Source organism: Morganella sp. Je.2.23 (assembly GCF_051129855.1).
GTDB lineage: Bacteria > Pseudomonadota > Gammaproteobacteria > Enterobacterales > Enterobacteriaceae > Morganella > Morganella sibonii.
The window spans coordinates 974,945-998,961 of the sequence record NZ_JBCPSQ010000001.1; the positions used below are offsets into that span (position 1 = coordinate 974,945).

General features: G+C 46.6%; 29 protein-coding genes. 8 read left to right on the forward strand and 21 right to left on the reverse strand.

Annotated features, from left to right (window positions below):
* Positions 1-57 precede the first annotated feature (57 nt).
* Complete coding sequence (locus AAZR23_RS04670) at positions 58-2,739, reverse strand: BapA/Bap/LapF family prefix-like domain-containing protein (RefSeq protein WP_434690838.1); 2,682 nt, start codon at positions 2,737-2,739, stop codon at positions 58-60.
* Between the two features lie 1,947 nt (positions 2,740-4,686).
* Between AAZR23_RS04670 and AAZR23_RS04675 the strand changes: the two genes are divergently transcribed.
* The 4 genes from AAZR23_RS04675 to rnd all read left to right on the forward strand — a co-directional run bounded on the left by AAZR23_RS04675 (position 4,687) and on the right by rnd (position 10,718).
* Entirely contained in the window at positions 4,687-6,702 is a 2,016-nt protein-coding gene (locus AAZR23_RS04675) for an autotransporter domain-containing protein (RefSeq protein ID WP_434690841.1), read from the forward strand.
* Between the two features lie 132 nt (positions 6,703-6,834).
* Complete coding sequence (locus AAZR23_RS04680; protein WP_434690844.1) at positions 6,835-7,425, forward strand: Slp family lipoprotein; 591 nt, start codon at positions 6,835-6,837, stop codon at positions 7,423-7,425.
* Between the two features lie 304 nt (positions 7,426-7,729).
* Positions 7,730-9,421 carry a long-chain-fatty-acid--CoA ligase FadD gene (gene fadD, locus AAZR23_RS04685; protein WP_166707734.1) on the forward strand — a complete coding sequence of 564 codons (1,692 nt, stop codon included), beginning with the start codon at positions 7,730-7,732 and terminating at the stop codon, positions 9,419-9,421.
* A 151-nt stretch (positions 9,422-9,572) separates the two neighbouring features.
* Entirely contained in the window at positions 9,573-10,718 is a 1,146-nt protein-coding gene (gene rnd / locus AAZR23_RS04690) for a ribonuclease D (protein ID WP_434690847.1), read from the forward strand.
* Positions 10,719-10,775: 57 nt separating this feature from the next.
* On the opposite strand, the gene minE is transcribed toward rnd, so the two are convergent.
* Genes minE through minC form a run of 3 tightly spaced genes read right to left on the reverse strand, consistent with a single transcriptional unit; the run spans position 10,776 to position 12,612 of the window.
* A complete protein-coding gene (gene minE / locus AAZR23_RS04695) occupies positions 10,776-11,063 on the reverse strand; it encodes a cell division topological specificity factor MinE (protein ID WP_046892177.1) in 288 nt (95 codons plus the stop codon).
* Positions 11,064-11,066: 3 nt separating this feature from the next.
* Positions 11,067-11,879: a septum site-determining protein MinD gene (gene minD, locus AAZR23_RS04700; RefSeq protein WP_166707736.1), complete on the reverse strand. Its 813-nt coding sequence runs from the start codon at positions 11,877-11,879 to the stop codon at positions 11,067-11,069.
* A gap of 22 nt (positions 11,880-11,901) precedes the next feature.
* Positions 11,902-12,612 carry a septum site-determining protein MinC gene (gene minC, locus AAZR23_RS04705; protein WP_046892175.1) on the reverse strand — a complete coding sequence of 237 codons (711 nt, stop codon included), beginning with the start codon at positions 12,610-12,612 and terminating at the stop codon, positions 11,902-11,904.
* Positions 12,613-12,771: 159 nt separating this feature from the next.
* Between minC and AAZR23_RS04710 the strand changes: the two genes are divergently transcribed.
* From AAZR23_RS04710 to AAZR23_RS04725, 4 genes are read left to right on the forward strand one after another with little or no spacing between them, the layout of a single operon-like run.
* A complete protein-coding gene (locus AAZR23_RS04710) occupies positions 12,772-13,056 on the forward strand; it encodes a YcgL domain-containing protein (RefSeq protein WP_046892174.1) in 285 nt (94 codons plus the stop codon).
* A 37-nt stretch (positions 13,057-13,093) separates the two neighbouring features.
* Positions 13,094-14,188: a lytic murein transglycosylase gene (locus tag AAZR23_RS04715; RefSeq protein ID WP_434690852.1), complete on the forward strand. Its 1,095-nt coding sequence runs from the start codon at positions 13,094-13,096 to the stop codon at positions 14,186-14,188.
* 34 nt (positions 14,189-14,222) lie between these two features.
* The gene (locus AAZR23_RS04720; protein ID WP_046892172.1) at positions 14,223-14,879 is read left to right on the forward strand and encodes a fumarylacetoacetate hydrolase family protein; all 657 of its coding nucleotides are present in this window, start codon (positions 14,223-14,225) and stop codon (positions 14,877-14,879) included.
* Between the two features lie 34 nt (positions 14,880-14,913).
* Complete coding sequence (locus tag AAZR23_RS04725; protein WP_434690855.1) at positions 14,914-15,360, forward strand: YcgN family cysteine cluster protein; 447 nt, start codon at positions 14,914-14,916, stop codon at positions 15,358-15,360.
* 20 nt (positions 15,361-15,380) lie between these two features.
* Here the strand turns inward: AAZR23_RS04725 and AAZR23_RS04730 are convergent, their stop codons facing one another.
* From AAZR23_RS04730 to AAZR23_RS04810, 17 genes are all read right to left on the reverse strand, one after another.
* A complete protein-coding gene (locus tag AAZR23_RS04730) occupies positions 15,381-16,670 on the reverse strand; it encodes an Arm DNA-binding domain-containing protein (protein ID WP_434690858.1) in 1,290 nt (429 codons plus the stop codon).
* A gap of 12 nt (positions 16,671-16,682) precedes the next feature.
* On the reverse strand, positions 16,683-16,934 hold the full coding sequence (locus AAZR23_RS04735; RefSeq protein WP_369444230.1) for an excisionase family protein: 252 nt from the start codon (positions 16,932-16,934) through the stop codon (positions 16,683-16,685).
* Positions 16,935-17,013: 79 nt separating this feature from the next.
* Entirely contained in the window at positions 17,014-17,190 is a 177-nt protein-coding gene (locus AAZR23_RS04740) for a hypothetical protein (protein ID WP_434690862.1), read from the reverse strand.
* Positions 17,191-17,199: 9 nt separating this feature from the next.
* The gene (locus AAZR23_RS04745) at positions 17,200-17,397 is read right to left on the reverse strand and encodes a hypothetical protein (RefSeq protein WP_087696893.1); all 198 of its coding nucleotides are present in this window, start codon (positions 17,395-17,397) and stop codon (positions 17,200-17,202) included.
* Between the two features lie 4 nt (positions 17,398-17,401).
* Positions 17,402-18,004, reverse strand: coding sequence for an MT-A70 family methyltransferase (locus AAZR23_RS04750; RefSeq protein ID WP_434690865.1), 603 nt, complete (start codon positions 18,002-18,004; stop codon positions 17,402-17,404).
* A complete protein-coding gene (locus AAZR23_RS04755) occupies positions 17,991-18,311 on the reverse strand; it encodes a phage protein NinX family protein (RefSeq protein WP_434690868.1) in 321 nt (106 codons plus the stop codon). Before AAZR23_RS04755 ends, AAZR23_RS04750 begins: the two co-directional genes overlap by 14 nt.
* On the reverse strand, positions 18,295-18,498 hold the full coding sequence (locus AAZR23_RS04760; RefSeq protein WP_434690871.1) for a hypothetical protein: 204 nt from the start codon (positions 18,496-18,498) through the stop codon (positions 18,295-18,297). Before AAZR23_RS04760 ends, AAZR23_RS04755 begins: the two co-directional genes overlap by 17 nt.
* A 157-nt stretch (positions 18,499-18,655) precedes the next feature.
* Complete coding sequence (locus AAZR23_RS04765; RefSeq protein ID WP_434690873.1) at positions 18,656-18,976, reverse strand: hypothetical protein; 321 nt, start codon at positions 18,974-18,976, stop codon at positions 18,656-18,658.
* Positions 18,976-19,176 (reverse strand): hypothetical protein, encoded by a 201-nt coding sequence (locus AAZR23_RS04770; RefSeq protein ID WP_434690876.1) that lies wholly within the window; start codon positions 19,174-19,176, stop codon positions 18,976-18,978. The genes AAZR23_RS04765 and AAZR23_RS04770 overlap by 1 nt, the downstream gene beginning before the upstream one ends.
* Before the next feature lie 18 nt (positions 19,177-19,194).
* Entirely contained in the window at positions 19,195-19,494 is a 300-nt protein-coding gene (locus tag AAZR23_RS04775) for a hypothetical protein (RefSeq protein ID WP_434690878.1), read from the reverse strand.
* A gap of 2 nt (positions 19,495-19,496) precedes the next feature.
* Positions 19,497-20,288: a DNA cytosine methyltransferase gene (locus AAZR23_RS04780; protein ID WP_434690881.1), complete on the reverse strand. Its 792-nt coding sequence runs from the start codon at positions 20,286-20,288 to the stop codon at positions 19,497-19,499.
* Positions 20,289-20,319: 31 nt separating this feature from the next.
* Entirely contained in the window at positions 20,320-20,565 is a 246-nt protein-coding gene (locus AAZR23_RS04785) for a hypothetical protein (protein WP_434690884.1), read from the reverse strand.
* 23 nt (positions 20,566-20,588) lie between these two features.
* Positions 20,589-20,732, reverse strand: a complete 144-nt coding sequence (locus AAZR23_RS04790) for a hypothetical protein (RefSeq protein WP_434690887.1) — start codon at positions 20,730-20,732, stop codon at positions 20,589-20,591.
* Positions 20,733-20,747: 15 nt separating this feature from the next.
* Complete coding sequence (locus AAZR23_RS04795; RefSeq protein ID WP_052116615.1) at positions 20,748-20,987, reverse strand: helix-turn-helix transcriptional regulator; 240 nt, start codon at positions 20,985-20,987, stop codon at positions 20,748-20,750.
* 40 nt (positions 20,988-21,027) lie between these two features.
* Positions 21,028-22,119 carry a recombinase RecT gene (locus AAZR23_RS04800; protein ID WP_434690890.1) on the reverse strand — a complete coding sequence of 364 codons (1,092 nt, stop codon included), beginning with the start codon at positions 22,117-22,119 and terminating at the stop codon, positions 21,028-21,030.
* Between the two features lie 48 nt (positions 22,120-22,167).
* Positions 22,168-23,862 carry a PD-(D/E)XK nuclease-like domain-containing protein gene (locus AAZR23_RS04805; protein WP_434690893.1) on the reverse strand — a complete coding sequence of 565 codons (1,695 nt, stop codon included), beginning with the start codon at positions 23,860-23,862 and terminating at the stop codon, positions 22,168-22,170.
* Positions 23,846-24,004 (reverse strand): hypothetical protein, encoded by a 159-nt coding sequence (locus AAZR23_RS04810; RefSeq protein WP_214180938.1) that lies wholly within the window; start codon positions 24,002-24,004, stop codon positions 23,846-23,848. Before AAZR23_RS04810 ends, AAZR23_RS04805 begins: the two co-directional genes overlap by 17 nt.
* Between the last annotated feature and the right edge of the window lie 13 nt (positions 24,005-24,017).

A 24,017-nucleotide genomic window follows, 5' to 3' on the forward strand; every position in this document is an offset into this window, starting at 1 on the left:
GAGCTGGGTTTATAATACCCTGCATATTCCTTATGCAGGGTATTATCTGATATTACATTAAGCAACCATACTCACGAGGTTAGCCTGATCATCAATCATTGGCTGATTCACAAATACTTGTGTTTCTGCCTGTGCTTCAGAAGGTACTGAAACATTTACGGTCTCTTCTTTAGGTGCAATTGCATCCAGATTGATACCGGTATTGTTTTCAGACAGCAGTTCGTTTAATTCGAATGCCGGTTCTTTAACTTCATCAGCAGCTTTAACTTCATCAGTCACTTTGATTTCATCAGCTGCTTTACCATCACTGACTTTAGCAACTTCATCAGTGTGGGTTTCCAGAGCATCTGTGATTTCTTTCAGGAATGCCTTAATTTCATTTCCGTCACCTTCAGAGACTTTATCGCCTTTGGAGGAGCCCAGAATATCACTGATCATATCTTTAATAATTTCAATACCTTTACCCGGAATATCTTTAAGCGATTTCAGGATATCAATACCATCTTTAATGGATTCAATAATAATTGAACCCCATTTCGGAATAGCCTTGAACGGGTTAAGCGCATCAATGACAGGCTTAACGAAGGTATCGATCGGATTTTTAATAAAAGCAGTGTGTAAAATTTTGACAATTTCCTGTACAGAATCTTTCACAGTGCTGAACTGAGTTGAAACATGATCACTAATCAGTTTTGCGCCGTCTTTTATTTTCTGAACAACAAATTCGAATCCTTTGCCGGGAATTGCTTTAACTGCATCCCAGGTAGCTTTGATGCCTGCTTTAATACCGCTGATAACGATGTCTTTACCTAAACCAATTACTTTTATCGGATTAATCCAATCAGTAAATTTCATATCTTTGATTGCATCAAGAGCCGTTTTCTTCACTGCCTGATAAACATCAGAGATGCCATCTTTGAAAATTTTAAATCCGCCGGAAATGGCTTCTTTCACAGCATCAATACCAAATTTGATACCAGATTTGATAATGTTGCCGGTTTCTGAAATAAAGTCTTTTACACCTTTAAAACCTGCTTTAAAGGCTTCAACTGGTGCTTTAATTGCGGTCCAGATAGTGCTGCCGATATTAGAAATAGCATCTTTTGCACCCTGAATCATGTCTTTGATAACTTCAACAGGTTTGGATGCAAGAACTTTATCAACAAATTCTTTGAATTCACTGTTTGCCAAATCTTTGAGTGAAGCCAGGCCATCTTTGATTGCTTCAAAAATACCTTTTGCTTCTTTAACAATGATACCTTTCTCAATCGGTTCTGAAGGCGTTACATTAACGTCTTTCAGATTATCAGTATTCGGTTTATGGCTGGCAGCAACATCCGGGTTGATTTTCTCAATCGCTTTGATTGCATCTTCACGGGCTGTCGTCAGCTCATTAAGTGCCTGCTTGGCATTGATGAGATCGTCGTTAGCCGCTTTGATTTGCGCATTGATTTCATCAACTTTATCAAGGCTGTTTGATTTAATCGCCTGTTCTTTGGCATTTTTCGCCGCTTCAACAGCAAGGTTAGCTTCTTTAACTTTGTTTTCAGCAGCTAATACTTTCTCGTTATAAGCAGTCACTTTGGCAAATGCGTCATTGACGGCAGCCAGATTAGCTTCTGCAATTTCCAGGTTAGAAGTGATCGTCCCGATTTCACTTTCAACCTTATTAAGAGCTGCATCAGCCTGTGCTTTTAACGTATCTGTTGCAATTCCTTTTTCAGCTGCCGCTTTCAGGCTGATTTCCAGTCCTGCTTTAAGTTCAGCCAGTTTGCTCTGCAATGCAGCCAGTGCTTCCCGCACAGACTGTACATTTGTATCAGAAGGCTGAGTTTTAGCGGCTTCAGATGCAGCAAGAACATCTTTCATGGTAGTGAAAGCAGTATCCAGACCACTAACATAATCCAGCAGATCTGATACTACTTTTGCAATAGTATCGGCATTCTCTGATACTGTTGTCGCATCACCCATTTCTGAAGCAATTTTTTCCAGCAGTGCTTTTGCTTCAGTGGTATTCAGTTTATTTTCTGCTGCTGCTTTGGTTAATACTTCAAAAGCAGTGACTTTCGTCTGAAGAGCAGCTAATTCTTCGGCTAACGCTGCTTTAGCATTCTGAACTTTTGCAAGATTTTCTGCCGTAGGTTCAGCTTTCAATGCTTCAACAGCGGCTTTCAGGGCATCCAGTTTAGTGACAGTCAACTCAGCTTTAGTTTTAGCGACTTGCTCGTCAAATTTTGCCTGGCTCTTATCATCCGGATTGACAGGAGTTACAGGTTTTGTACTGCCACCGCCGCCACCACCACCGCCGCCGCTGTTACTGACTGCAATCGCAATTCCGGCAACACCGGCAACAACTAAAGGAACGATCCATACTGCAGGGTTTACCCCCTGATCGGTACCTTCACCGCTGATAACCTCATCCATGCTGCTGACAGCTGAGAATTCAAGTCCGGAGAAATTATCTGAATCATAATTAGCCTGATACAGGTATTCACCATCAGCAATAACTAATTTAGTCGGCTCAGCATTTCCGCCAGCCGGGAAAAAATCTTCAAGAGTGATTTTCTCACCATTTTTTTGAAGAATGACTAAGTTATTACCTGACTTTACTGCTCCGGAAATTGAATTCGTAGGTATATTTACCTTTACGATTGCGCCGGGCTGCGGAACTTTGATGACATTAGCATTGCTGTATGTCAGTTCCTTTCCTGCTTTTGAAAAAACATCGATTTTATTCATCGTTTCTACCTAGTACAGTTATTCGTTGTTTAGAGTCAATAAAAACGTATGGCGATGTGGTTCCGCCGGCTCTGTTAGTGAAAATAAACAAACGACAAAATATTCAAATCATGGATTAGTAACACTACGCACAAAATTCATAATTATTGCAGGAATCAACTTGATGCGAATAATTATTATGAAGTGTGAATTATTGTAAATGAAGAAATTAAATATATCCATATGGCGTTATAAGCAACAAATCAAAACCAAATATAACTCATATAATTGCAGGTATTTTGCCCGCCATTGCCAGAGATACGACCCGAAACAAACCGGATAGCTGATATTCCAAATCAGTTCGGTGAACATGACTTGTTACTTTTCAGGTGTTTATTTTTTTTATGAGAAACGTCCTAATTATCTTGTGCTATCTTGTGTTTACTGAATATCGTTAGTGCATCTATGTATATGTACCTATTATTATTTCTGAATGTTATTTTAATGTGAGATATATTTTTTCCGGATGTGATGTTATTTGCCTTGTCATTTGTGAACATTTTATTTGTATATATTGGTGTGTGTGCTCATATTTTATTACGTAATAATTACTATAGTTTTCACCTTTACTTTAGTTAATTGAGACGGAGGTAGTTATCCCGAAAAAAAGGAACCGGGATATCAGGGGCAGGGCTTTTATTAATAGTGTTCACGGCTCAGCCGAATGGATGAATCCATGATAACCGGCCGATTAAAATATATACAAAAGAAGAGAGGGGAAGAAAAAATATTCGGCTTTGCCTTGTATAACTGACGTAATAAGGCTGAATCAGAAGCCGGTACAGACAGAGCAGTGAATAAAGGCTGATGCAAAACTATCCTGCGGAGAATTACCTGCATCAGTTATTGGTATCGTATACGGATAGCGGGCAACAATGAACCGGCCCGAATTTTTGCGAAAAACGCTTTCATGGTATGATTTTCCGGACTGGTTTCAGAAAACCTTTTTTCAGACCTGGTGTTTTCATTTTCAGGTTATTTTTTTAATATACGAAAATTTCATACCGCGTATTTTATCTTTCATTTGTAATACGTGATATTACTGGTTCTGTTTCGTCGGAAGATACCGTTAATTTCTATATCAGAGTCGGTCGTGATTTTATATTATTTAGGATGTTCTGCTGCTGTGTTTATTTTATCATGTCCGCTGCATGAGAATAATCTGCATTTAATCATCACTGAATTTATACTCTGCCAAAAAATAGTTAAGTTTAATTTCATTTTCGGCACTCTTTTTTTCCGGAAGGTAAGGTTTTTCAATCATTGGATACTCATTGTGACTTGTTTTAGCCTGGTAAGCTGGTTGATAACTATGATTTTTAGTTTTAAATTAATATTTACACGTGAGTTACTATCACTCATGTTACTTTTTGCTGCTATGTGTTTTTAACAGATATCACAGAAATATATATCAAGAATACTTGCGTGTCATTTTATAATTAATTGAATAGTAATGTTATTTACAGTCCTCCCGGACGTTAGCTTCAAACAAAAGAAAAAATCATGTTCAACCCGAACTCCCTGTGTAGGTATATTAACTCATATTTTATTCTTATGTGGATAATCTAAAATCAGTGACACTATTATTACATCTGAGCAGAAAACAACTATCAGACTATATCTCTGATATTCATTATTTCGACATAATGATAATAAACAGATAGTTATACACCATTCTGATGATTTTTATTATTCCTGTGAGATTAGTGGTGTGTTTCTTTACTAAATATTATTAATGTCATCTGCTTACATACGTCTTTTGCAACAAATAACTCATCAGGAAGCTGATAAAAATAACAACAAAATTCACACTTTTATTACAAACAAATATACAAAATAATATCAGTATTACCTTTTTCTGTACTGCCCGTTATTTTTAAAGTCACATCATTTACTACAAGGATTATCATGAAAGGAAATTTAGCTTATTCAGCAACACTTGTTTTTTTATTATCCGGCTTCAACGCGTTTGCTTTTGACTCCTTTATCGTCATCGGTGACAGTATGAGTGACGGAGGGAACAGAGGTAATGACAGCAGATACCTGGCTGGCTCTCACAGTAAATTATACAATGAGATATTGTCTGAATATTATCTGAATAAACCATTCATCCCCTCTAATTTTGGCGGCGATAATTATGCTGAAGGCGGTGCCACAGCAGATAAATTATCTCCGGCATCTATTCGCACCAGTGAACAGCAGATCGATTTCTATCTGAGCAGAAACAACGGACGTGCGGACAAAAATGGCCTGTATGTTGTATGGATTGGCGCCAATGATATTTCGTATAACATAGTTAACAGCGTTAAAAAATTAGATTTTCATGGTTTGCTGCATAAGGGTGAGGATTATTTAATTTCACCATCGCCGGATCTTGCTGTTGCCAGTGTCAAAAAATTATTAGATGCGGGGGCAGGGTATGTTATTGCACCTAACATTCCAAAAGCCGGTTTATCTCCGTGGACATCTGTTTCGTTGTTCAGCTTTGCTGAGGATGCTTTGGGTGAAAAATTCAACGCTCAAAAATTCTACAAACAAATGAATGATGAGCTAAAAAACAAAGGTGAAATCAGCAGTGAAAAACAACGCAGAGAATATATTGTTGATGCCTTTAAAGCCGTATTAGACAAAAACGGATTACCAATTCCGCGTTCTGTTGTTAATGTGTATCAGCAACTGGTAACCGATGTCGAAAACAGAATTACCGGACAATTTAACCATACTATGGAAAAAGGGTTGTCCAAATTACATGGCAATATTATATGGGCTGATGTTGAAACACTATTTGATGAAATTATCCTGTCAGGAAAAGAATATGGTTTTGATGATGTTCTGGTTCCTGTGTGTCAAATCGGTGTCCGTTCTTTTCATTGTAAGGAAGGTGCAGAGACTTATCATGATGATAAGGTATATTTATTCTCTGACTGGTTTCACCCCAGCCCTGAAGGTCATGCGCTTATCGCACAATACATCGCCTCTATTGTCGATGCCCCTTATTTTGCAACTTCCTTATCGAAATCATTAGAGAACCTCAACGCCACTCACCAATCGTTCCTGGATGGGCAGTTACAAAATTTACGTAATAACCCCGGAAATAATAAACTTAATGTGTTTGGCGGGTTCAGCGGAAGCGCTAAATCAGGACAAGGAAACAGGATGGATCTGAGTGGCAGAGAAACCACTAATGATCTTAACGTTGGCCTTTCCGTTCAGGAATCACCGGCATTTGCTTATGGCGGAATGATAAGTGCATCAGACGGCGATTATAAAGTTAATGACCAGTACCGGTATGATTCCCGCGGTGTGGTTGCATCGCTGTTTATACAATCCTCTGCGGATAATGGCTTATGGGGTAATATGAGTGCCCGTTTTGGCAGCCTGAGTCTGGATAATATCAAACGTGATATACAGTTAGGCAAAGCAACGCGGACAGAAAACGGAAAAACAAACGCTACAGGATTTGGGGTGTCACTCAATGCGGGTTATAACTACAACCTGACGGATAATATCACCACCGGTCCTGTTATTGGTTATCAATACGATAAATACAAAGTTGACGGTTTCCGTGAAAACTCAGGCAGCAGTACCGCAATGCACTTCAGCTCTCAGAAACAGGAACGGCATGTGGTAAGCGGAGGATGGAATATCAGTACTCATTCCCTGCCGGTGAACCCTTATTTTGAAATAAAGTATCACCATCATTTACAGGATGACGCGATGAGTGTCAGCGGAGCGCTTAACGGTACAGAAACATCATTTACCCGTACAGGCAAAAAACCGGAAAAAAACCGGACTTCTGTAAAATTAGGTGCTACTGCAGCATTGACCGATGACCTGAATGTATTCGGAACAATTAATTACAACCATGAAGGTAATAACAATAACGCCATCAATTACACGTTTGGTGCCAACTATTCTTTCTGAGTGTGATAAATCTTATTGTATTCATGGTGATCATCCTGTGGTCACCACACCAAAAAATAGCCTGCATTAATTGTTGAACCGGCAATCATCAGTCATAATTGACGGATACTATCCGTCACAGGAGCTCACATCATGATGAATCGCTTACGGAGCAGTCTGAAATATGGTGTTGTGATTATATCACTGGCGCTGACCGGCTGCGCCACGGTCCCGGAGTCTATTAAAGGCAGCGGTACCACGATGCTGACCGATTTTCAGGCCGTTCAGAAAGCACCACAGGCCTATAAAGGAATGGAGGCGCGTTTCGGCGGCCGTGTACTCAGCGTGCAGAATCAGCCGGATATGACACAGCTGGAAATCGCGGTTATGCCGCTGAACAGCACCGGTGCGCCATTCCTCGGTTCAACCATCACCGGGCGGATATATGCCCGGATCAACAGCTTTATGGAGCCGGATAACTTCCGTGATCAGTATGTCACGGTGGTCGGGCTGATGAACGGCACGAAAACCGGTAAAATCGGCGACGTTCCGTACACATTCCCGGTTATTGATGTCACCGGTTTCCTGCGCTGGCACCAGGCCCGGCAGGTGATTATGCCGCCGCCGGTGTACGGGCCGGATCCGTGGCGCTGGCATAACGGCTACTACGGCGGTGGTTACTATGGCGGCGGCTGGTACTATCCGCCGGGACCGGCAGTGGTGCAGGATTATTTAGTCCCTTAATCGCGCAGATTTGCGGGTATGGTAACCTTAAAGTTCAGCATAAAGGCGGATTTGAGTGTATAATCCCGCCGGTAGCGATAAGCCTGAACGATTATTTTCAGCGCGTTACAACTAATAAATTAAGAGGCGGCATTTGCCGCCTCGATTGTTATCTGGCTTTATAAAACAAATTAGTGATGTGACTCTCAACCTGAAACAGAAAAATTACCGGAAAACGCCGTTTTATGTAAATACTTTGTTTATGTAAATAATTTGTTAACACCAGCGGGTTATGAGATGAGCAGTAATAATCAGGAGTAAAACCTTGGAAAGAGTCTGGCTTAAACACTATCCGGAAGATGTCCCGGCAGATATCAATCCTGACACCTATGCCTCGATGGCAGAGATGCTGGAGAATGCGGTATCGCGCTTTGCGGACCAGCCCGCCTTTATCAATATGGGCGAGGTGATGACCTACCGGAAACTGGAAGAGCGAAGCCGTGCATTTGCCGCTTACCTGCAAAACGGACTGGGGCTGAAAAAAGGGGATCGCATCGCGCTGATGATGCCGAACTTACTGCAATATCCGATAGCGCTGTTCGGTATTCTGCGGGCAGGGATGGTAGTGGTAAATGTCAATCCCCTCTATACACCAAGAGAGTTAGAACACCAGTTAAATGACAGCGGCTGTGCCGCGATTGTGATTGTCTCCAATTTTGCACACACCCTCGAAAAAATTGTTTATAACACCACGGTCCGTCATGTGATCCTGACCCGTATGGGGGATCAGCTTTCACGCCCGAAAGCCACACTGGTGGACTTTGTGGTCAAATATATCAAACGGCTGGTACCGAAATATAACCTGCCGGATGCTATCTCATTCCGCCGCGCTATCCATCAGGGCTACCGTATGCAGTATGTGAAGCCGGAAATCCACCGTGAAGACCTGGCATTTCTGCAATACACCGGCGGTACCACCGGTGTGGCCAAAGGTGCGATGCTGACTCACCGCAATATGCTGGCCAATCTCGAGCAGGCGCGCGCGGCGTATATTCCGGAACTGAAAGTCGGCAAAGAACTGGTTGTCACAGCGCTGCCGCTTTATCATGTATTTGCACTGACCGTGAACTGTCTGCTGTTTATTGAAATCGGCGGCCGTAACCTGCTTATCACTAATCCGCGGGATGTCAGCGGGACGATCAAAGAGCTGGCTAAATATCCGTTTACGGCGATCACCGGGGTCAATACGCTGTTTAATGCCTGGGTCAACAATCCGGAATTTCACAAACTTGATTTTTCCACACTGAACCTCTCTGTCGGCGGCGGTATGCCGGTGCAGAAAGCAGTGGCGGAAAACTGGGAAAAACTGACCGGCAAACATCTGCTGGAAGGCTACGGGCTGACAGAGTGCTCTCCGCTGGTGGCCGGTAATCCGCATAACCTGAAGAGTTACAGCGGCAGTATCGGTTTCCCGGTGCCGTCAACGGAGATCCGTCTTCTGGATGACGACGGCACGGATGTGCACGAAGGGCAGCCGGGGGAAATGTGGGTCCGGGGTCCTCAGGTCATGAAAGGGTACTGGAACCGTCCGGATGCCACCGCCGAAGTGCTGAAAGATGGCTGGGTTGCTACCGGGGATATCGCACAGTTTGATGAAAATGGTTTTCTGCATATTGTTGATCGCAAAAAAGACATGATTCTGGTTTCCGGCTTCAATGTCTACCCGAATGAAGTTGAAGATGCGGTCATGCTGCATCCGGCTGTGCTGGAGTGTGCCGCTATCGGCGTGGAGAGTGAAAGCTCCGGTGAGGCCGTGAAAATTTTTGTTGTCCGCAAAGATAAATCACTGACAGAAGATGAGCTGCGCCTGCACTGCCGGCGCTATCTGACCGGCTATAAGGTCCCGAAAATCATTGAGTTTCGTGATGAATTACCGAAATCCAATGTGGGCAAAATTCTGCGTCGCGAGCTTCGTGATGAGGAAAAGCACAAAACGGATGTTCAGCCGGTTGCATGACACGGCATCAGACCGCAGAATAATAACGCCGGTATTTACCGGCGTTATTATTATCAGTCCTGTTGTGACTATTGATTGAATTATCCTGATCTGATGAATTATTCTGTATCACATCACTTAACCATGTCGTCAAAGACTAAGAGAAGTCGTTTTGAATTATCAGTTGATTACCAGCGATACACACCTGGCTGCCTATTGTGTGCAGGTTACAGGCAAACCTTATCTTGCTCTGGACACCGAGTTTGTCCGGATCCGGACCTATTATCCGCATCTCGGTCTGGTTCAGCTTTATGACGGGGAGCATCTCGCGCTGGTCGATCCGCTGGGGATCACGGACTGGTCGCCGCTGAAAACATTACTGACTGCGCCGGAGATGATCAAATATCTCCATGCCGGCAGTGAGGATATCGAAGTCTTTTTCAACAGTATGGCGTGTGTACCGCAACCGCTGGTGGATACCCAGGTACTGGCTGCGTTTACCGGTCATCCGCTTTCCTGCGGATTTGCCACGCTGGTGGAAACCTATCTCGGTGTCAGCCTGGATAAAAGTGAGTCCCGGACTGACTGGCTGGCGCGTCCGCTGACAGAAAAACAGTGTGAATATGCCGCCGCAGATGTCTTTTACCTGCTGCCGCTGGCTGAAAAACTGACAGAAAAAGTCCGTGCAGCCGGTTACCTGGCATCAGCGGAAGAAGAGTGTGCGATGATGGCACAGCGCCGTATTGTACAGACTGACCCGGCGGAAGCCTACCGTGATTTCAGCGGTGCCGCGCAACTGCGTCCTCAGCAGCTGGCCTGTTTACAGAAACTGGCACAATGGCGGCTGGAACAGGCGCGTCAGCGCGATATGGCGGTAAACTTTGTGGTGCGTGAAGAGCATCTCTGGAAAGTGGCGCGCTATATGCCATCATCACTGGGTGAGCTGGACGGGCTGGGCCTGACCGGACAGGAGATCCGCTGTCACGGCAGACGTCTGCTGGCATTAACGGAAGAGAGCCGTGTTCTGGATGAAGCAGATTATCCGGCACCGGTGGAAAATGTGTCCGATCATCCGTTATACCGCAAAACCTTTAAGGCGATTAAAGCGCGTATTAACGAGCTGAGTAATGCGGAACAATTCAGCCCGGAACTGCTGGCATCACGCCGTCAGATCAATCAGTATCTGAATAAAATGTGGGGATTCAGAACCTCATCCGAAGTGCCGGAGCTGCTGAGCGGCTGGCGTAAACCGTTGCTGGAAAGCGCGCTGGCAGATGTGGTTGCCGCCGTTGAGGCAGGGGCCGCCTGCGGGGAATAAACAGAAAAAAACACGGCGGAATATATCCGCCGTGTTATCAGTCACAGTAACGATTCTTTATTTTACCGTCTCGTCTTTTTTCGTGCCTTCTTCGCCCTCAGGCAACGTGACGTTCAGTTCCAGAACAGAAATATCATCGCCTTTCTGCTCAAACTGGACAGACAGCATCTCCGGATCGACCTGAACATACTTGCAGATAACTGCCAGTAAGTCGCGTTTCAGATCCGGAAGGTAATTCGGTTCAGATTCACCGCGGCGACGCTCTGCAACAATGATTTGCAAACGTTCTTTTGCAATATTAGCTGTCGGTTTTTTTCTCGACAGGAAGAAGTCTAACAGCGCCATGGTTTACCCCCCGAATAAGCGTTTTAAGAAACCTTTTTTCTCTTCCTCAATGAAACGGAAAGGACGATCTTCACCCAGAATACGGGCAACGGTATCGTCATACGCCTTACCGGCGTCAGACTCCTGATCCAGAATAACCGGCTCACCCTGGTTGGATGAACGCAGGACAGACTGATCTTCCGGAATCACACCGATAAGCGGAATGCACAGGATCTCCAGCACATCTTCCATACTCAGCATATCACCACGGCTGACTCGGCCCGGATTATAACGGGTAAGCAGCAGATGCTCTTTAATCGGCTCCTGTCCCTGTTCCGCACGACGGGATTTGGATGACAGAATCCCGAGAATACGGTCAGAGTCGCGGACAGATGAAACTTCAGGGTTGGTGGTAATGATTGCCTCATCAGCAAAATAGAGCGCCATCAGTGCGCCGCTCTCAATACCAGCCGGTGAGTCACAGAGGATGAAATCAAAATTCATTTCACCTAACTCATTCAGTACTTTTTCCACGCCTTCACGGGTCAGTGCATCTTTATCACGGGTCTGCGACGCAGGCAGGATAAATAAATTATCAGTCCGCTTATCTTTGATAAGCGCCTGATTCAGTGTGGCATCGCCCTGAATAACGTTCACGAAGTCATACACGACGCGACGCTCACACCCCATGATTAAGTCAAGGTTACGCAGACCGATATCGAAATCGATCACAACGGTTTTCTTTCCTTTCTGGGCAAGGCCGGTCGCTATGGCCGCGCTGGAAGTGGTTTTGCCTACGCCACCTTTACCTGAAGTAACAACTAAAATGCGTGCCATGGAATTATTCCTTGTTAAAGGTCTATATTAGATTGTTGATAGTGAGTTCATTATTAACCAGACTGAGTTTGGCCGCTTTCCCGGCAAATTCGCCCGGGATTTGATCACTCAGCCAATATTGTCCGGCGATAGAAACCAGTTCCGCATGCAGGTGAGTACAGAAAACCTGACTTTCTGTATCGCCTGCCGCACCGGCTAATACGCGTCCGCGCATCAGCCCGTAAATATGAATATTACCGTCTGCAATGAGTTCTGCGCCCGCACTGACATTGGCAGTCACGATAAGATCACTGTTCGGGGCATAAATACGCTGCCCGGAGCGGACGGGGACATTAATCAGCCGGGTCTTCCGGCAGGCGGAATCTGCGGCGGCAGGGGATGACACTGCCGGGGTTTCAGGTTCCGGTATTTCCGGTTCAGCAACACGGGCACTCTTACCCTCATTGAGCAGGGGGAACCCGCTGCGGGTTGCTGCTTTGCGCATTTTCTCATTCTGACAACCGCTGATCCCGACAATCCGCAAACCGGCGTCGGTAACGGCACGGCAGATAATTTTCAGGTTCGTGCCGGATGAAATCTGACTGACATTCAGCACCACAGGGGCATTTTGGAAAAAAGCCGGCGCCTGGCTGACTTTTTCGCGCACAGCCTGTTCAATAATCTGAGGATCTTCATTATTCAGATGAAGAACCGAAAGTGTGAAGTTACTGCCTTTAAGGTCAATTGGCGACATCTGTCCGACTCAGTATAATTAGCGGCCCGGTATTCAGCCATATATAAATTGCATTGCAGTAACGCAATGCCGGGTAACGATATTATCAAAAACAATAGCATGTTATAGTTAGTGCCATTTACTGGCAAGTCACGATTTGATTTAAACGGGATAATTCCAATGTTGTGTGCAATTTACAGAAGTCCGAACCGCGATCAAACTTATCTGTTCATCGAAAAGAAAGATGATTTTTCCCGTGTACCGGAAGAGTTGCTGAAAAGTTTCGGCAAGCCGGCCTTCAGCATGCTGATCAACCTTGCAAACCGCGATAAACTGGCCAATGCGGATATTGAAAAAGTGAAGCAGGAACTGATCGCCGCCGGTTATTATCTGCAGTTCCCGCCACCGGTGGAAGATCTGCTGTCAGAATACCGGGACACACTGAATATTCAGGATAAATCCTAATAAAAATCCCTGCGGAATAAACAGAAAGGATATCGCTATGCGCCTGACATTATTAAGCGCCGTGATTATTACGGCATCGCTGACGGCATGCAGTGCATCTCAGGACCCGGTATCACCGGCAAAATTACTCACCGCAGAGCCTGTCGCACAGCAGGCGACTGCGGCACGTCTGTCCGTGGCGGATTTACAGCGGGAATTTCCGGCTGACTCACGGACAGCAGAACAATTCCCGGCGTATGCTGAACAGCTGAAAGCGATGGCTCGTCAGGAGGGTATTAAAGAATCCACGCTGACCCGTGCTTTTGAGAATTTTCATTTTATCGAACGTGTTATAACGTCTGATAAAAACCAGCCGGAGAAAAAAGTCACGCTGGATGATTATCTGTCCCGTCGTGTCACCCGCGGCGCTGTCAGTGCCGCAGTAAAACAGCATGATGCCAATGCGGCGCTGTTATCCGGTATCAGTCAGCGTTACGGCGTACCACAGGAATATATTGTTTCTCTGTGGGGGCTGGAAAGCGGTTTCGGCCGTTATCAGGGTAAAGAGGATGTGATCTCGGCTCTGGCAACCCTGGCGTTTGAAGGCCGCCGTGAAGAGATGTTTGTTAAGCAGTTTATCGCGGCATTACAGATTATCGACCAGGGGCATATTCCGGCGGATCAGCAGCTGAAAGGCTCCTGGGCCGGCGCTATGGGGCAGAACCAGTTTATGCCGTCCAGCTATCTGACTTACGCGGTGGATGGTGACGGCGACGGTATGGTCGATATCTGGAATAACAAAGCGGATGTATTTGCCTCCACTGCCAATTATCTGGCTGCAGAAGGCTGGATAAAAGGGCTGCCGTGGGGATATGAAGTGTCTGTTCCTGCCGGGTTTGACCGCAGCATTGAAGGTACAAAGAAAAACCAGAGCAAAACACTGGCGCAATGGAAAGCACTGGGGGTAACACTCCCGGCACAGGCAAATCTGCCGGAAACTACCCCGATGTGGTTAGTCGTACCGGAAGATAAGCAGGAACGGGTGTATCTGGTCACGCAAAACTTTATTACCATCATGCACTGGAACCGCTCATATTTCTTCGCTCTCAGCGTTTCGCTGATGGCGGATAATGTCGGCGCGGAAATCCGCTGATGTCATCAGAATAATAAATTAAAGGGGTAAGACTATGTATCAGCATCGTGACTGGCAGGGGGCTCTCCTGGACTTCCCGGTCGGGAAAGTGGTATGTGTGGGGCTGAATTATGCAAAGCATGTTGCGGAGATGAAATCACAGGCATCCGCGGAACCCCTTCTTTTTATTAAACCTGAAACGGCACTGTGCGACCTGCGTCAGCCGGTCGCCATCCCGAAAGAGTTCGGCGAAGTGCATCATGAAACTGAACTGGCTGTTCTGATCGGTGCGCCGCTGAAACAGGCTAATGAAGATCGCTGCGCCCGTGCTATTGCCGGGTTTGGTGTTGCGCTGGATTTAACGCTGCGTGATGTGCAGATGAAATTAAAAGCAGCAGGGCAGCCGTGGGAAAAAAGTAAGGCATTTGACGGCTCTGCGCCGGTATCCGGATTTATTCCGGTCAATGAATTCCCTGATCCGCAGAATGTCACCCTGAGCCTGACTATTAATAATGAGTTACGCCAGCAGGGGAATACCCGCGAAATGCTGACACCGGTGATACCACTGATAAGTTATATGTCCCGCTATTTCACGCTGCGTCCGGGGGATATTATCCTGACCGGCACACCGGACGGTGTCGGACCACTGGTATCGGGCGATATGCTGAAAATCTCGGTAAATGATCATACGCTGACCACGCGGATTATCTGAAACGGTCAGCCACGAAGTTAAAGGAAAAAAGAATATGTCTCAACCATTCTGGACGGTGAAAACCCTCGATGAAATGAGTGACGAAGAGTGGGAATCACTGTGTGATGGCTGCGGACAATGCTGTTTGCAGAAACTGATGGACGCAGACACCGATGAAATCTATTTCACCGACGTGGCCTGCAACCAGCTCGATATTAAAAGCTGTCAGTGCCGTCATTATGAAGATCGTTTCCGTTATGAGCCGGACTGCATCAAACTGACGCGGGAAAACCTGCCGACATTTGACGCCTGGCTGCCGATGACCTGCGCTTACCGCCTGGTCATGGAAGGCAAACCGTTATTACCCTGGCACCCGTTAACCAGCGGCTCCAAATCCCTGATGCACCAGAAAGGCATTACCGTCCGCCATATAGCCGTCACAGAAAGTGTGGTACAGAACTGGGAAGACCATATTCTGAATAAGCCCGAAGGTGGGTTGTAACTTATTGTTTTTGCAGCGAATCAGTGTGAACTATTTACGGCGTGGGGCATGGATGGGGCATTTTGCGTGAAAGTGGCGTTCAAAATGTCTATCTGACTGCTGTTATTGTCAGCCATCCATTTGCCATAAACGGTATAAACCATCTGCGCTGATGTATGTCCCATCTGTTCCGCAATAAAATTCGGGTTGGCACCTGCGCTGAGCGCCCAGCAGGCAAATGTATGCCGGGATTCATACGCTTTACGGTGGCGAATACCGGCTCTTTTGAGTGTGCTGTTCCAGGTCGTTCCGAATGACCCCGGGGCATACCATTCACCACCGGTACCGTTATTACTGCTCTGCTGTGGCTTGAAAACAAATGAGCACAGATCCTTTCTGACTCTCCCGTATTCACGCAGATGAACATCCACCTCAACCGGGCGACTCATTTTTGTATAAAGCATCTGTGACTTTAATGCATTGATAGCCGGTATTGTGAGGGCGATAGTCCGGACGCCACTGGTTGTTTTTGGTGGCGTGAAATGATCCTTAATAGGAAGATTTCTGCGCACCGTGATTGTCCAGTTCCGGGTATCTATATCTTCCCAGCTCAGTGCACACAACTCGCCGTGCCGCATACCGGTGCTGACTGCAAGTGTCCACAGGTTGCGGATTTGCGCATTAGAGCAGCAGGCAATAAACCTGGTGAACTCTTCACGGGTCAGCGGGTCAGGTTCAGTTTTTGCACGCTTCAGCGGCTTTATTCCGGTAAAAGGTGATGACTGCAAATAGCCGCAATTAACAGCAAATTCCATCATGGCTTTAAAGCAGCTCAGATAAACATTAACCGTTCTGACTGACCGGCCTTTTTTCTTATTCCTGTTTTTTTGATGGGTACCGCATATCTGATTTCCTGTCAGAAGTAATTTCCTCAGTGAGAGAATATCCTCATATAAAACTGAAGATATATTTCGTGACGAACCAATTAAAAATGCGCAGACATCAATATAGGATGTATATCTGTTCAGGGCATTCTTAGTTATTTCCGTTGATTTTAAATCCAGCCATTTTTCTGCAAGTTCAGTAATGGTTATATCTTTTCCCTGAGCAGGTTTATGGTTAATGGTTGATGAGTTCGGGAATTGCAATGCATAATCAAACGTTCCCATTTTTATCGCAAAGCAGACCGATGCCCTCAGCTCACCGGCCATTCTTCTGTTTTTCAATGTGTCCGGGACACCGAGATTCTCTCTGTGCCTGCGCCCGTTATACATAAACCATATTCTGAGGCTCTCTCCGTGAGCCTCCACACCAGTCGGGTATTTTGTCATATTGATCCCTTATCAGCCGTTGTTACCTCGCGGAACGGCCATGTTCTGCCGCTCCACCCATTCATCTACAGCAAGGCGATTATACATAATCGGGCTGTTATCTTTAGGGTTACAGTCGGCGGAATAGTGACGATATTCACGGCCTTCAAACCAGGACTTTTTACGGGCTGTTTTTATTGCTGAGCTGCTCAGGCCGGTAAGCTGCATCAGAATATCTTCCGTCACCCATTTATTCGGGTGCAGGATCAGGATGGATTTATTCATGAAAGACTCCGGATTCAGGCAACAGAAGTGCAGGGCACATGTCTGTACCATTGGGTAATTCAGGGTAGGTTGGGGGTAATTACTCGTCGCCTAACACTTTGCTGGCGATCAGGGATGAAAGGTAACACGCGCCGGTAGGCAGCCAGAATGTGGAATAAAACATCACGGCGGCTATGTCGGTGCGGGTATCTGCGCTTCTGCTCAGCTCCGCGAAGAGATAACCGGCAATCCACAGATAGAGTGCAAGGATCAGCATCAGTGCCTCCTATCCGTTTTTGCGCTTATTCTGTGCGTCATCGTCGCCGCACTCTTTTGAGCAGTACGCGCTGCCTGGCATAACCGGTTCATCACGGCACCAGATACAGAAACCGGTCAGGCTTTTCGGCTTTGGCGGCCGGTTGGCAAGCGCGGTAGTCAGCCGCAGTTCGTTTAAGTCATTGGCTTCATCGATAATATCGGCCATAAAATTACCTCAGTTGTATGTCACTGTTAACCTGATCCCCGTACACATCCCAGTCGCCGTATTTCTCCCTGGCAAACAGTTCAATGCGCGGGACATCGCCGTATAACTCTTCCAGCCGGTGATGTACTTCCTTCGGTTTCTCGCTGTGCTCACCGAGACAGGAATACACTATCTGCCTGACGCTGGCCGACCGGCGCGGCAATCCCTTACCACGAGTCGCAATTAAACACATTTCAATATTTTGGCGAGTGTAATTTCCGCAATTAATTTTCGTCTCACTGTTTAATATCTCCATGAAATCGAAAGAATCCTCTGGCGGATTTTTGTCTATTCTGTCTTCTGCATTTTTATTTAATTTTATCCATGCAAAACAGAACATGTTTTTAACTTTGAAATTCCACGCCTCAGCCAGCTTTATCGCCTCAAGCGCAAAGTTACCCGTGTACCACATGCAGAGTACGGAGTTTTCCGAGGCTATTTTTTCGATGGATAAGCGGGTGAGGGAATAAAAATCGGTGGTGTTGTAGTGGTTATTTGCTGCGCCATTGGAGGATTTGTTACTGTATTGCCAGGGTGGGTCGGCGAGAATTAGGTCATACTTTTTCATTCTCCGCATCCTTCATCATCAGGAAAATAATCATTGCGGCTTTCAATGGATTGCTAATGCTGCACTCTATATTCCCGTCATTAGTTGCAAACTGAAATTCTCCCTCTTGATATATGAGACTAATTCCATATTCGTTAATAATAGGCATTGCGTCCGCCGGGTTGTTGCAGGGGTTGAATTCTATAAGCTCATCGCCGCCAATTAAATATATAATATTGGAGTCTGGTCTTATGCCTATAACCTTGCCAAGCGCAATAACCACAGCCTTATTAATCTCAAAGTCTGATTTGTCACGATATTTGTTCATTGACTAACTCCAATTCTTCTTTATCGAACCCTTCGTATATCTCAGGGTTATCCTTGATGCACATATACATATCTGGATTAAGGTTTATTATTTTTATAATTGTTAGCTCATCGCCAATATTGAATGTCCCGCTATAATCATGAATATTATTTGTGTACCTTACCTTATCACCAACTTTAAGCTTCATGGTCTCACCACCTCCGCACACACTAATTCAACATTCCGCACAGTCATCATCTGCACTGCGCGGCTCTCACATTCTTTGAGCGTATAAATATCATCGGTAACAGGCACAGCGGAGCCGTGCATCACCAGTAGTAATACAAATCCGATTGTCGTCATGATTATTTATCTAAGCGATAGAGTGGGGTAATTGAATACTGTTTTTCAGGGCAATATTTCTGCAATAGATTTAACTGATGATTAAGTTCACCACCTTCCTGTGTTGTCATTCTGTTCAGGTATAAATACCCTGAATCATCACGTATTGTAAACGCTACCGGCTTCATTGCATCGCGTGATGCCTGCCAGCTAATCCACATTAAATCGACATCCCGGTCAGCATAATTTAATCCGTCATTCGCCTTTTTTAATTTCCGCTCCAACTCTGCTGGCTCTGCGTGGAATTTAATAAATTCCTCAAACTGTTGCTGTGATATATCCATCACCCCTCCTGAATCTGCTTAAATTCACTGGCCGCTTTCTTAAGCCATGAATACAGCGCAGCATAAAGTCGGTCTTGTTCTTCCTCTGGCATTTCATCTAACCCGTAATGGGAAAACACAAGCGAATCGCACACCTGAAATAGAAAGTCCTCGCTTGAGCTTAAAATTGCTGCCTGAATATCTTCGTCTGTGATTTTCATATTCACCCCTGAATCTGCTTAATTATCCAAAGTTGCTGTAAATACGGGTTCGTGTTCGAGCTCTACACAGAATTTTCCCTTACACGCGCCATTAATCCATAAGATGAAATAAATAGGCCATTCATCTTCCCAACCGTCATGATGATCGTGATAGTCACTTGCGCATTCTTGGACACACGTCCGTAAATCAAAACCGGTGTCATCAGGGCTATATTCAATTTCAGGTTCTGATAGTGTGTATTTGTCGTCATCATCTATCTGCGAATATTCAGCTTCATCAACTAAATCAGCATGAGTGTAATATTTAACTATTGCCATATTCATTCCTCTGTTATCAGCATATAAGCCCTTATGAACTCTTCCGCGACCGGCGCGACGATGGCATTTCCGTAGGCGCGGAGTTTTCCCACCCGACCGGTAGCATCATCAGCTCTCTCGCCAAAGTCAGGTGGCAGCATTCGAGAGTTTTTATCTGCTCCCGTGACGGCCTGCCATCCATCCCAAACATGTGCAGCCATAGCTGGCGGTACAGCGTATCGTTCCGCATCCTCCCGTCTTTCCGGAAGAATGACTGACTCACATCCCCGCAGTCTTTTCCGCCCCGCGTTGTCGGAGTCGGCCACCCAGAACAATCGCTGTCTGATATGCGGCGCACCGAAGCCCGCAGCGCATAAATCGACCGCAGCTGTGGCGTAGTCCTTTGCTTCCAGGTCAGTTTGTACAAGATCGAGCCATACGAGACCGTCTTTGCTTGCAACCTGTTCACCAAAGATAATGCCAGGTTTGCACTCGCTGATGAGGTGGAAGAATGCAGGCCAAAGGTGCCGCTCGTCAGCAAACCCATTTCCTTTGCCTGCCGCGCTGAAAGGCTGGCACGGGCAACTTCCTGTCCAGACTGGTTTGTCATCCGGCCATCCTGCACGGCGCAGGGCAAGTGACCACACTCCGACACCGGCGAAGAAGTGGCATTGTGTGAATCCGCGTAAATCATCTGGTGTGACATCTTCAATACTCCTTTCGTCCACTACACCCGGAGCTATATGGCCGGCAGCAATGAGATTCCGTAACCACTGAGCAGCGAACGGATCGTTTTCGTTATAGTAAGCAGTCATTGTTATTTCCTCAGCATCCCTGCATTACTCTTCATCCTGAAACCATTTTCTTTTTAATCAGATAGGTCAGATATCTCACCGCCCTGCGATAAAATTCAGGCCTGTCTTCTGATATGTAATATCCTGGATATCCAGTATCGGATTCGGGCTTTTCAAGCGGGTATTTCATGAATATCCGCGCCTTTACCTCTGCCTTTATCGCAGCATCCTTGCTGAAATACCGGCGGTTTCTGGTAGGGGCGAAGTAAACCCGTACATTCATTTCCTGTATGCACATGATTGCTTCCTCTGGCTTACGCTTCATCCTGAAACGGTGGGGTTATCATAAGGGGATATAATCAGCTGGTTGGTGTCACCATCAATCACACAGATAACGCCGCTGATGGCGCACCAGAGTGCGATCCCGTGCAGTGACAGGGCGATACTGTTGATATCAAGAATCATGTGGCGCTCTCTGCGTTAATGATCATGGCGAGCGAGTCGATTTGTATCGATGGTATTATCCGGTTTAACCCGGTTACGCATGCGGTTATCGACCCACTGCCGGACTTCGCTTTCTTCCCAACGGACCGCTCGTTTAGAGAAGTAACTTCTCTTTGGAAAATCACCCGCTTTTTCCAGGTGGTATATGGTGGTTCGGGATAATCCGACGATGCGCTTCACTTCTTTGAAGTCGATAGGTTTTTTTAATGGGATCATGGTGTGTTCTCCGTGCGGGGGATTTCTCCCCCGGCAAAAATTATTGATACTCAGGCTTCATATCACTCAGCGTCATACTGAATTGCTCATACAGCTCAGCGCCGAGTTTCGTTTTACGGGCATTCAGCAGTTGCTCCACTTTCTGAAATGCCTCTGCGGCTTCCGGTGTGCCTGGTTCCGGCAGTGAATTGATCTCCGCTTCCAGCAGGTTGCGTGAATCGATAACGTGATATGCCTGAACCGCTTTGTTTTTCAGTTCAGTAAACAGGGTGATACCCATTGTTTTTTTACCGTCATCAATCCTGCTGCGGATATCTTTCACTTCGTCCAGTGTTTCGGCGGTATCGATAGCCCGGCGGATTGCCTCAGCGTCGAATTCTTCGACCAGTTCACCGGTGACTTCTTTTACCGCTTCCGGCTGCTGTGGTTCTGTCTGCTGGTGGGATAACTCGCTGAGTGTTACGCGCTCTTTCGGCGGGGTGACGTCTTTCACCTGGCGTTCTTCCAGCTCATCCGGGGTATAGACACCGAGGATCACCTCAGGGCAATAAAGCCTCGCCCAGTATTTCACTGCCAGATAAGCGATCTGCTGTTTCGGGTTGGTGGCCCACAACGGGGAGTTGCGGATAACCACGCTGGAAAGATAAACCGGCTCACCCCAGGTGATTTCGGTATCACCGCGCAGGATCGCCCCGACACGAATAAACAGACCGTGCTCATCGGCATCCGTCCAGCCGCGAACGCGCTTTGTCACCTCATAGCTGCCGTTGCGGCCTGATTTTGTTTCCGATACTTCTTTGCTGACGGTGCATTTTTCCCATCCGTCACCACCGTACTCATAATGGAAGCGCCCGTGAATGGCTGATGAACTTGAAATCAGGGCATTAACCAGTTGCGCTTCATAGCCGAGTACGCCGTTGATAATGTGCGTTTTCTGAGCTACGGCGAACGGGTTCATATTCCACTGCGCCGCCTGCATGGCGATTGCCAGGCAATCAGACTCCTGGCCTTTTAAGTGCGCCGGCACAGTTACTGTTCCTCGCGCCATTACCTCAGCAAAGCGCAGCATTTTGTCCAGGCCGTCAGCACTGAAAATTGAAGGTACTGATTCTTGCGTCATTAATTCTGACATAGTGATATCTCCGGCCCGGCCATTGCCGGGCATAAAATAGGGTGGGTGTTACGCGGCGTCCATTTGCAGCGCTTCCAGGCGGCGCATATCGAAATCACTCAGGCCGATAGTGAGCGTGGTGGTGACCGGGCCCGGCCATACATCGGTGTCCATAGCCCGGCGGATATCGCGCAGTGTCTTTTTGTATTCTAGGCGGCCGAGTTCCAGTAATTCCGGCGGGGCTTCGACTACCGCGACCCAGTTGTAATTTTCGTCTTTGTTAACGAAGATCCAGAAGAACTGGTCGAGTTCGGCAATATCGCAGTACATGGCCGCACTGACGTGATAATCGCGGTTGAGTATTTCCCGGCGGATCATGGTCTCAATGACATCCTGCTTGAAACGTCCGAGTGATACCGATTTCAGGTCGAAACCGATGCGGCTGTCCGTGGTGGATATTTCAAGGTCTGGCCGGACACGAACCTCAAGGCCGGTATCTTCATCAATGCCGTAATAACTGACTTCCACTGCGCGGCCCGGATGATTAATCAGCGGCCTGATTTCAGGGTGCTGGTAAACAGCTTCCTGCATGGCTTTACCGAGCTTTAACTGATCGCCTGTGATGCGGATACGTGATTCATCCGCCTGCCATGCCTGCATTAACTCATCAGCGAAAACAGTGCCCGGCGATACGGCTTTGATTCTGGCGATAAGGTCCTCTTTCTTACCCGAGGTGATCAGTGGGTCCGGCTTACTGCGTTCTGCTTCCACCAGCTCAGGGTTTATCGCTTCCAGTTCCCGTATCATATCGATACGTCCGCCGGATGTTTTCAGCGGTACCGGCAGGGTGTTATTGAACGTTTTTATGCAGGCTTTCATTGCCGCGGCGGTGTGCTTTTCATGTTCCGGAATGGTGCGGAAAGCATCAGGCAGTGAAACATAGAGTGAGCCGATTTCTTCAACATTACCGGACAGAGACAACGGCTGCGGCAGCGTGGCGTTATGAGCCTCAATCTCTGCTTTGAGTTCGTCGTTGCTCATCACCGGCGCCAGATCAGCGTTATAACTCTCAATCCATTTCTTCATGGATTCGGTATTGGTCAGCGCGTCAGCCGGGATAACCGGCGGCAGGCTGAATTCTGCGTCCAGCTTTTTCGGTTCCAGTACCAGAGTATGAAACAGGCTACCGAAATCCAACGCCTCAGAGCGTTCACGCTGAATCACTTTCGTGATGTGGCGGCGCTGGTAATACATCAGGCTGATCCGCGCATCTTTCAGCATGGTGCTGCTGATACCGTTCGATGCGTGATACGTTTCGTTAGGGATATCAGGATAGCGGCCCGGCTCAAAGTGTGGCGGCTCCGTGGCTGCCTGACAGTCATTATCGGTCACCACCTCATCCTGTTGATAAACGGTTTGTTTATCATTTTTTGCGGCAGAATGATCAGCAGCCACGCACAGCGATTCAAAATACTGCTTTTTGTCGCTGGTGGCCGGGTACTTATTCATATTCATGATGACGTGTGCCAGCGCTTCAATGCATTGCTCATCCGGCAGTGACTGTAAGCAGGTTGATGATGTGGCTGCGAGGCCGACACGGAAAATAATGTTGTCGTACTTTTCCAGTGCCTGGTTGGATTTATCGCCGTTGATACGGGCAATCAGGTTATTCAGCTCTGCCGGTGTAAATGTTTCTGCGCCATCAGCCGCAAGAATTGCTGCGGCTAAATTAGCATCCATACGTTCTTTATTGGTTGTTGCCATTGTGCTCACCTATAAGTTGATCTGTCCGTGCGGCGGTTTTGGTGGTGAAAGCCCACTCAATGCCTGCACGGAATGATGTGAACTGCTGTTGCTTGCCGCACACGATAAAAACGTGCAGGCCGTTGAGAATAAAAAATGTCATGTTACTCACCATT

Bases quoted from the DNA above. Each gene is read 5' to 3' on its own strand.
- AAZR23_RS04670 (WP_434690838.1), bottom strand. From the start codon at position 2,739: ATGAATAAAATCGATGTTTTTTCAAAAGCAGGAAAGGAACTGACATAC.
- AAZR23_RS04675 (WP_434690841.1), top strand. From the start codon at position 4,687: ATGAAAGGAAATTTAGCTTATTCAGCAACACTTGTTTTTTTATTATCC.
- AAZR23_RS04680 (WP_434690844.1), top strand. From the start codon at position 6,835: ATGATGAATCGCTTACGGAGCAGTCTGAAATATGGTGTTGTGATTATA.
- minE (WP_046892177.1), bottom strand. From the start codon at position 11,063: ATGGCGCTGTTAGACTTCTTCCTGTCGAGAAAAAAACCGACAGCTAAT.
- minD (WP_166707736.1), bottom strand. From the start codon at position 11,879: ATGGCACGCATTTTAGTTGTTACTTCAGGTAAAGGTGGCGTAGGCAAA.
- minC (WP_046892175.1), bottom strand. From the start codon at position 12,612: ATGTCGCCAATTGACCTTAAAGGCAGTAACTTCACACTTTCGGTTCTT.
- AAZR23_RS04710 (WP_046892174.1), top strand. From the start codon at position 12,772: ATGTTGTGTGCAATTTACAGAAGTCCGAACCGCGATCAAACTTATCTG.
- AAZR23_RS04715 (WP_434690852.1), top strand. From the start codon at position 13,094: ATGCGCCTGACATTATTAAGCGCCGTGATTATTACGGCATCGCTGACG.
- AAZR23_RS04720 (WP_046892172.1), top strand. From the start codon at position 14,223: ATGTATCAGCATCGTGACTGGCAGGGGGCTCTCCTGGACTTCCCGGTC.
- AAZR23_RS04725 (WP_434690855.1), top strand. From the start codon at position 14,914: ATGTCTCAACCATTCTGGACGGTGAAAACCCTCGATGAAATGAGTGAC.
- AAZR23_RS04730 (WP_434690858.1), bottom strand. From the start codon at position 16,670: ATGACAAAATACCCGACTGGTGTGGAGGCTCACGGAGAGAGCCTCAGA.
- AAZR23_RS04735 (WP_369444230.1), bottom strand. From the start codon at position 16,934: ATGAATAAATCCATCCTGATCCTGCACCCGAATAAATGGGTGACGGAA.
- AAZR23_RS04740 (WP_434690862.1), bottom strand. From the start codon at position 17,190: ATGCTGATCCTTGCACTCTATCTGTGGATTGCCGGTTATCTCTTCGCG.
- AAZR23_RS04745 (WP_087696893.1), bottom strand. From the start codon at position 17,397: ATGGCCGATATTATCGATGAAGCCAATGACTTAAACGAACTGCGGCTG.
- AAZR23_RS04750 (WP_434690865.1), bottom strand. From the start codon at position 18,004: ATGAAAAAGTATGACCTAATTCTCGCCGACCCACCCTGGCAATACAGT.
- AAZR23_RS04755 (WP_434690868.1), bottom strand. From the start codon at position 18,311: ATGAACAAATATCGTGACAAATCAGACTTTGAGATTAATAAGGCTGTG.
- AAZR23_RS04760 (WP_434690871.1), bottom strand. From the start codon at position 18,498: ATGAAGCTTAAAGTTGGTGATAAGGTAAGGTACACAAATAATATTCAT.
- AAZR23_RS04765 (WP_434690873.1), bottom strand. From the start codon at position 18,976: ATGGATATATCACAGCAACAGTTTGAGGAATTTATTAAATTCCACGCA.
- AAZR23_RS04770 (WP_434690876.1), bottom strand. From the start codon at position 19,176: ATGAAAATCACAGACGAAGATATTCAGGCAGCAATTTTAAGCTCAAGC.
- AAZR23_RS04775 (WP_434690878.1), bottom strand. From the start codon at position 19,494: ATGGCAATAGTTAAATATTACACTCATGCTGATTTAGTTGATGAAGCT.
- AAZR23_RS04780 (WP_434690881.1), bottom strand. From the start codon at position 20,288: ATGACTGCTTACTATAACGAAAACGATCCGTTCGCTGCTCAGTGGTTA.
- AAZR23_RS04785 (WP_434690884.1), bottom strand. From the start codon at position 20,565: ATGTGCATACAGGAAATGAATGTACGGGTTTACTTCGCCCCTACCAGA.
- AAZR23_RS04790 (WP_434690887.1), bottom strand. From the start codon at position 20,732: ATGATTCTTGATATCAACAGTATCGCCCTGTCACTGCACGGGATCGCA.
- AAZR23_RS04795 (WP_052116615.1), bottom strand. From the start codon at position 20,987: ATGATCCCATTAAAAAAACCTATCGACTTCAAAGAAGTGAAGCGCATC.
- AAZR23_RS04800 (WP_434690890.1), bottom strand. From the start codon at position 22,119: ATGTCAGAATTAATGACGCAAGAATCAGTACCTTCAATTTTCAGTGCT.
- AAZR23_RS04805 (WP_434690893.1), bottom strand. From the start codon at position 23,862: ATGGCAACAACCAATAAAGAACGTATGGATGCTAATTTAGCCGCAGCA.
- AAZR23_RS04810 (WP_214180938.1), bottom strand. From the start codon at position 24,004: ATGACATTTTTTATTCTCAACGGCCTGCACGTTTTTATCGTGTGCGGC.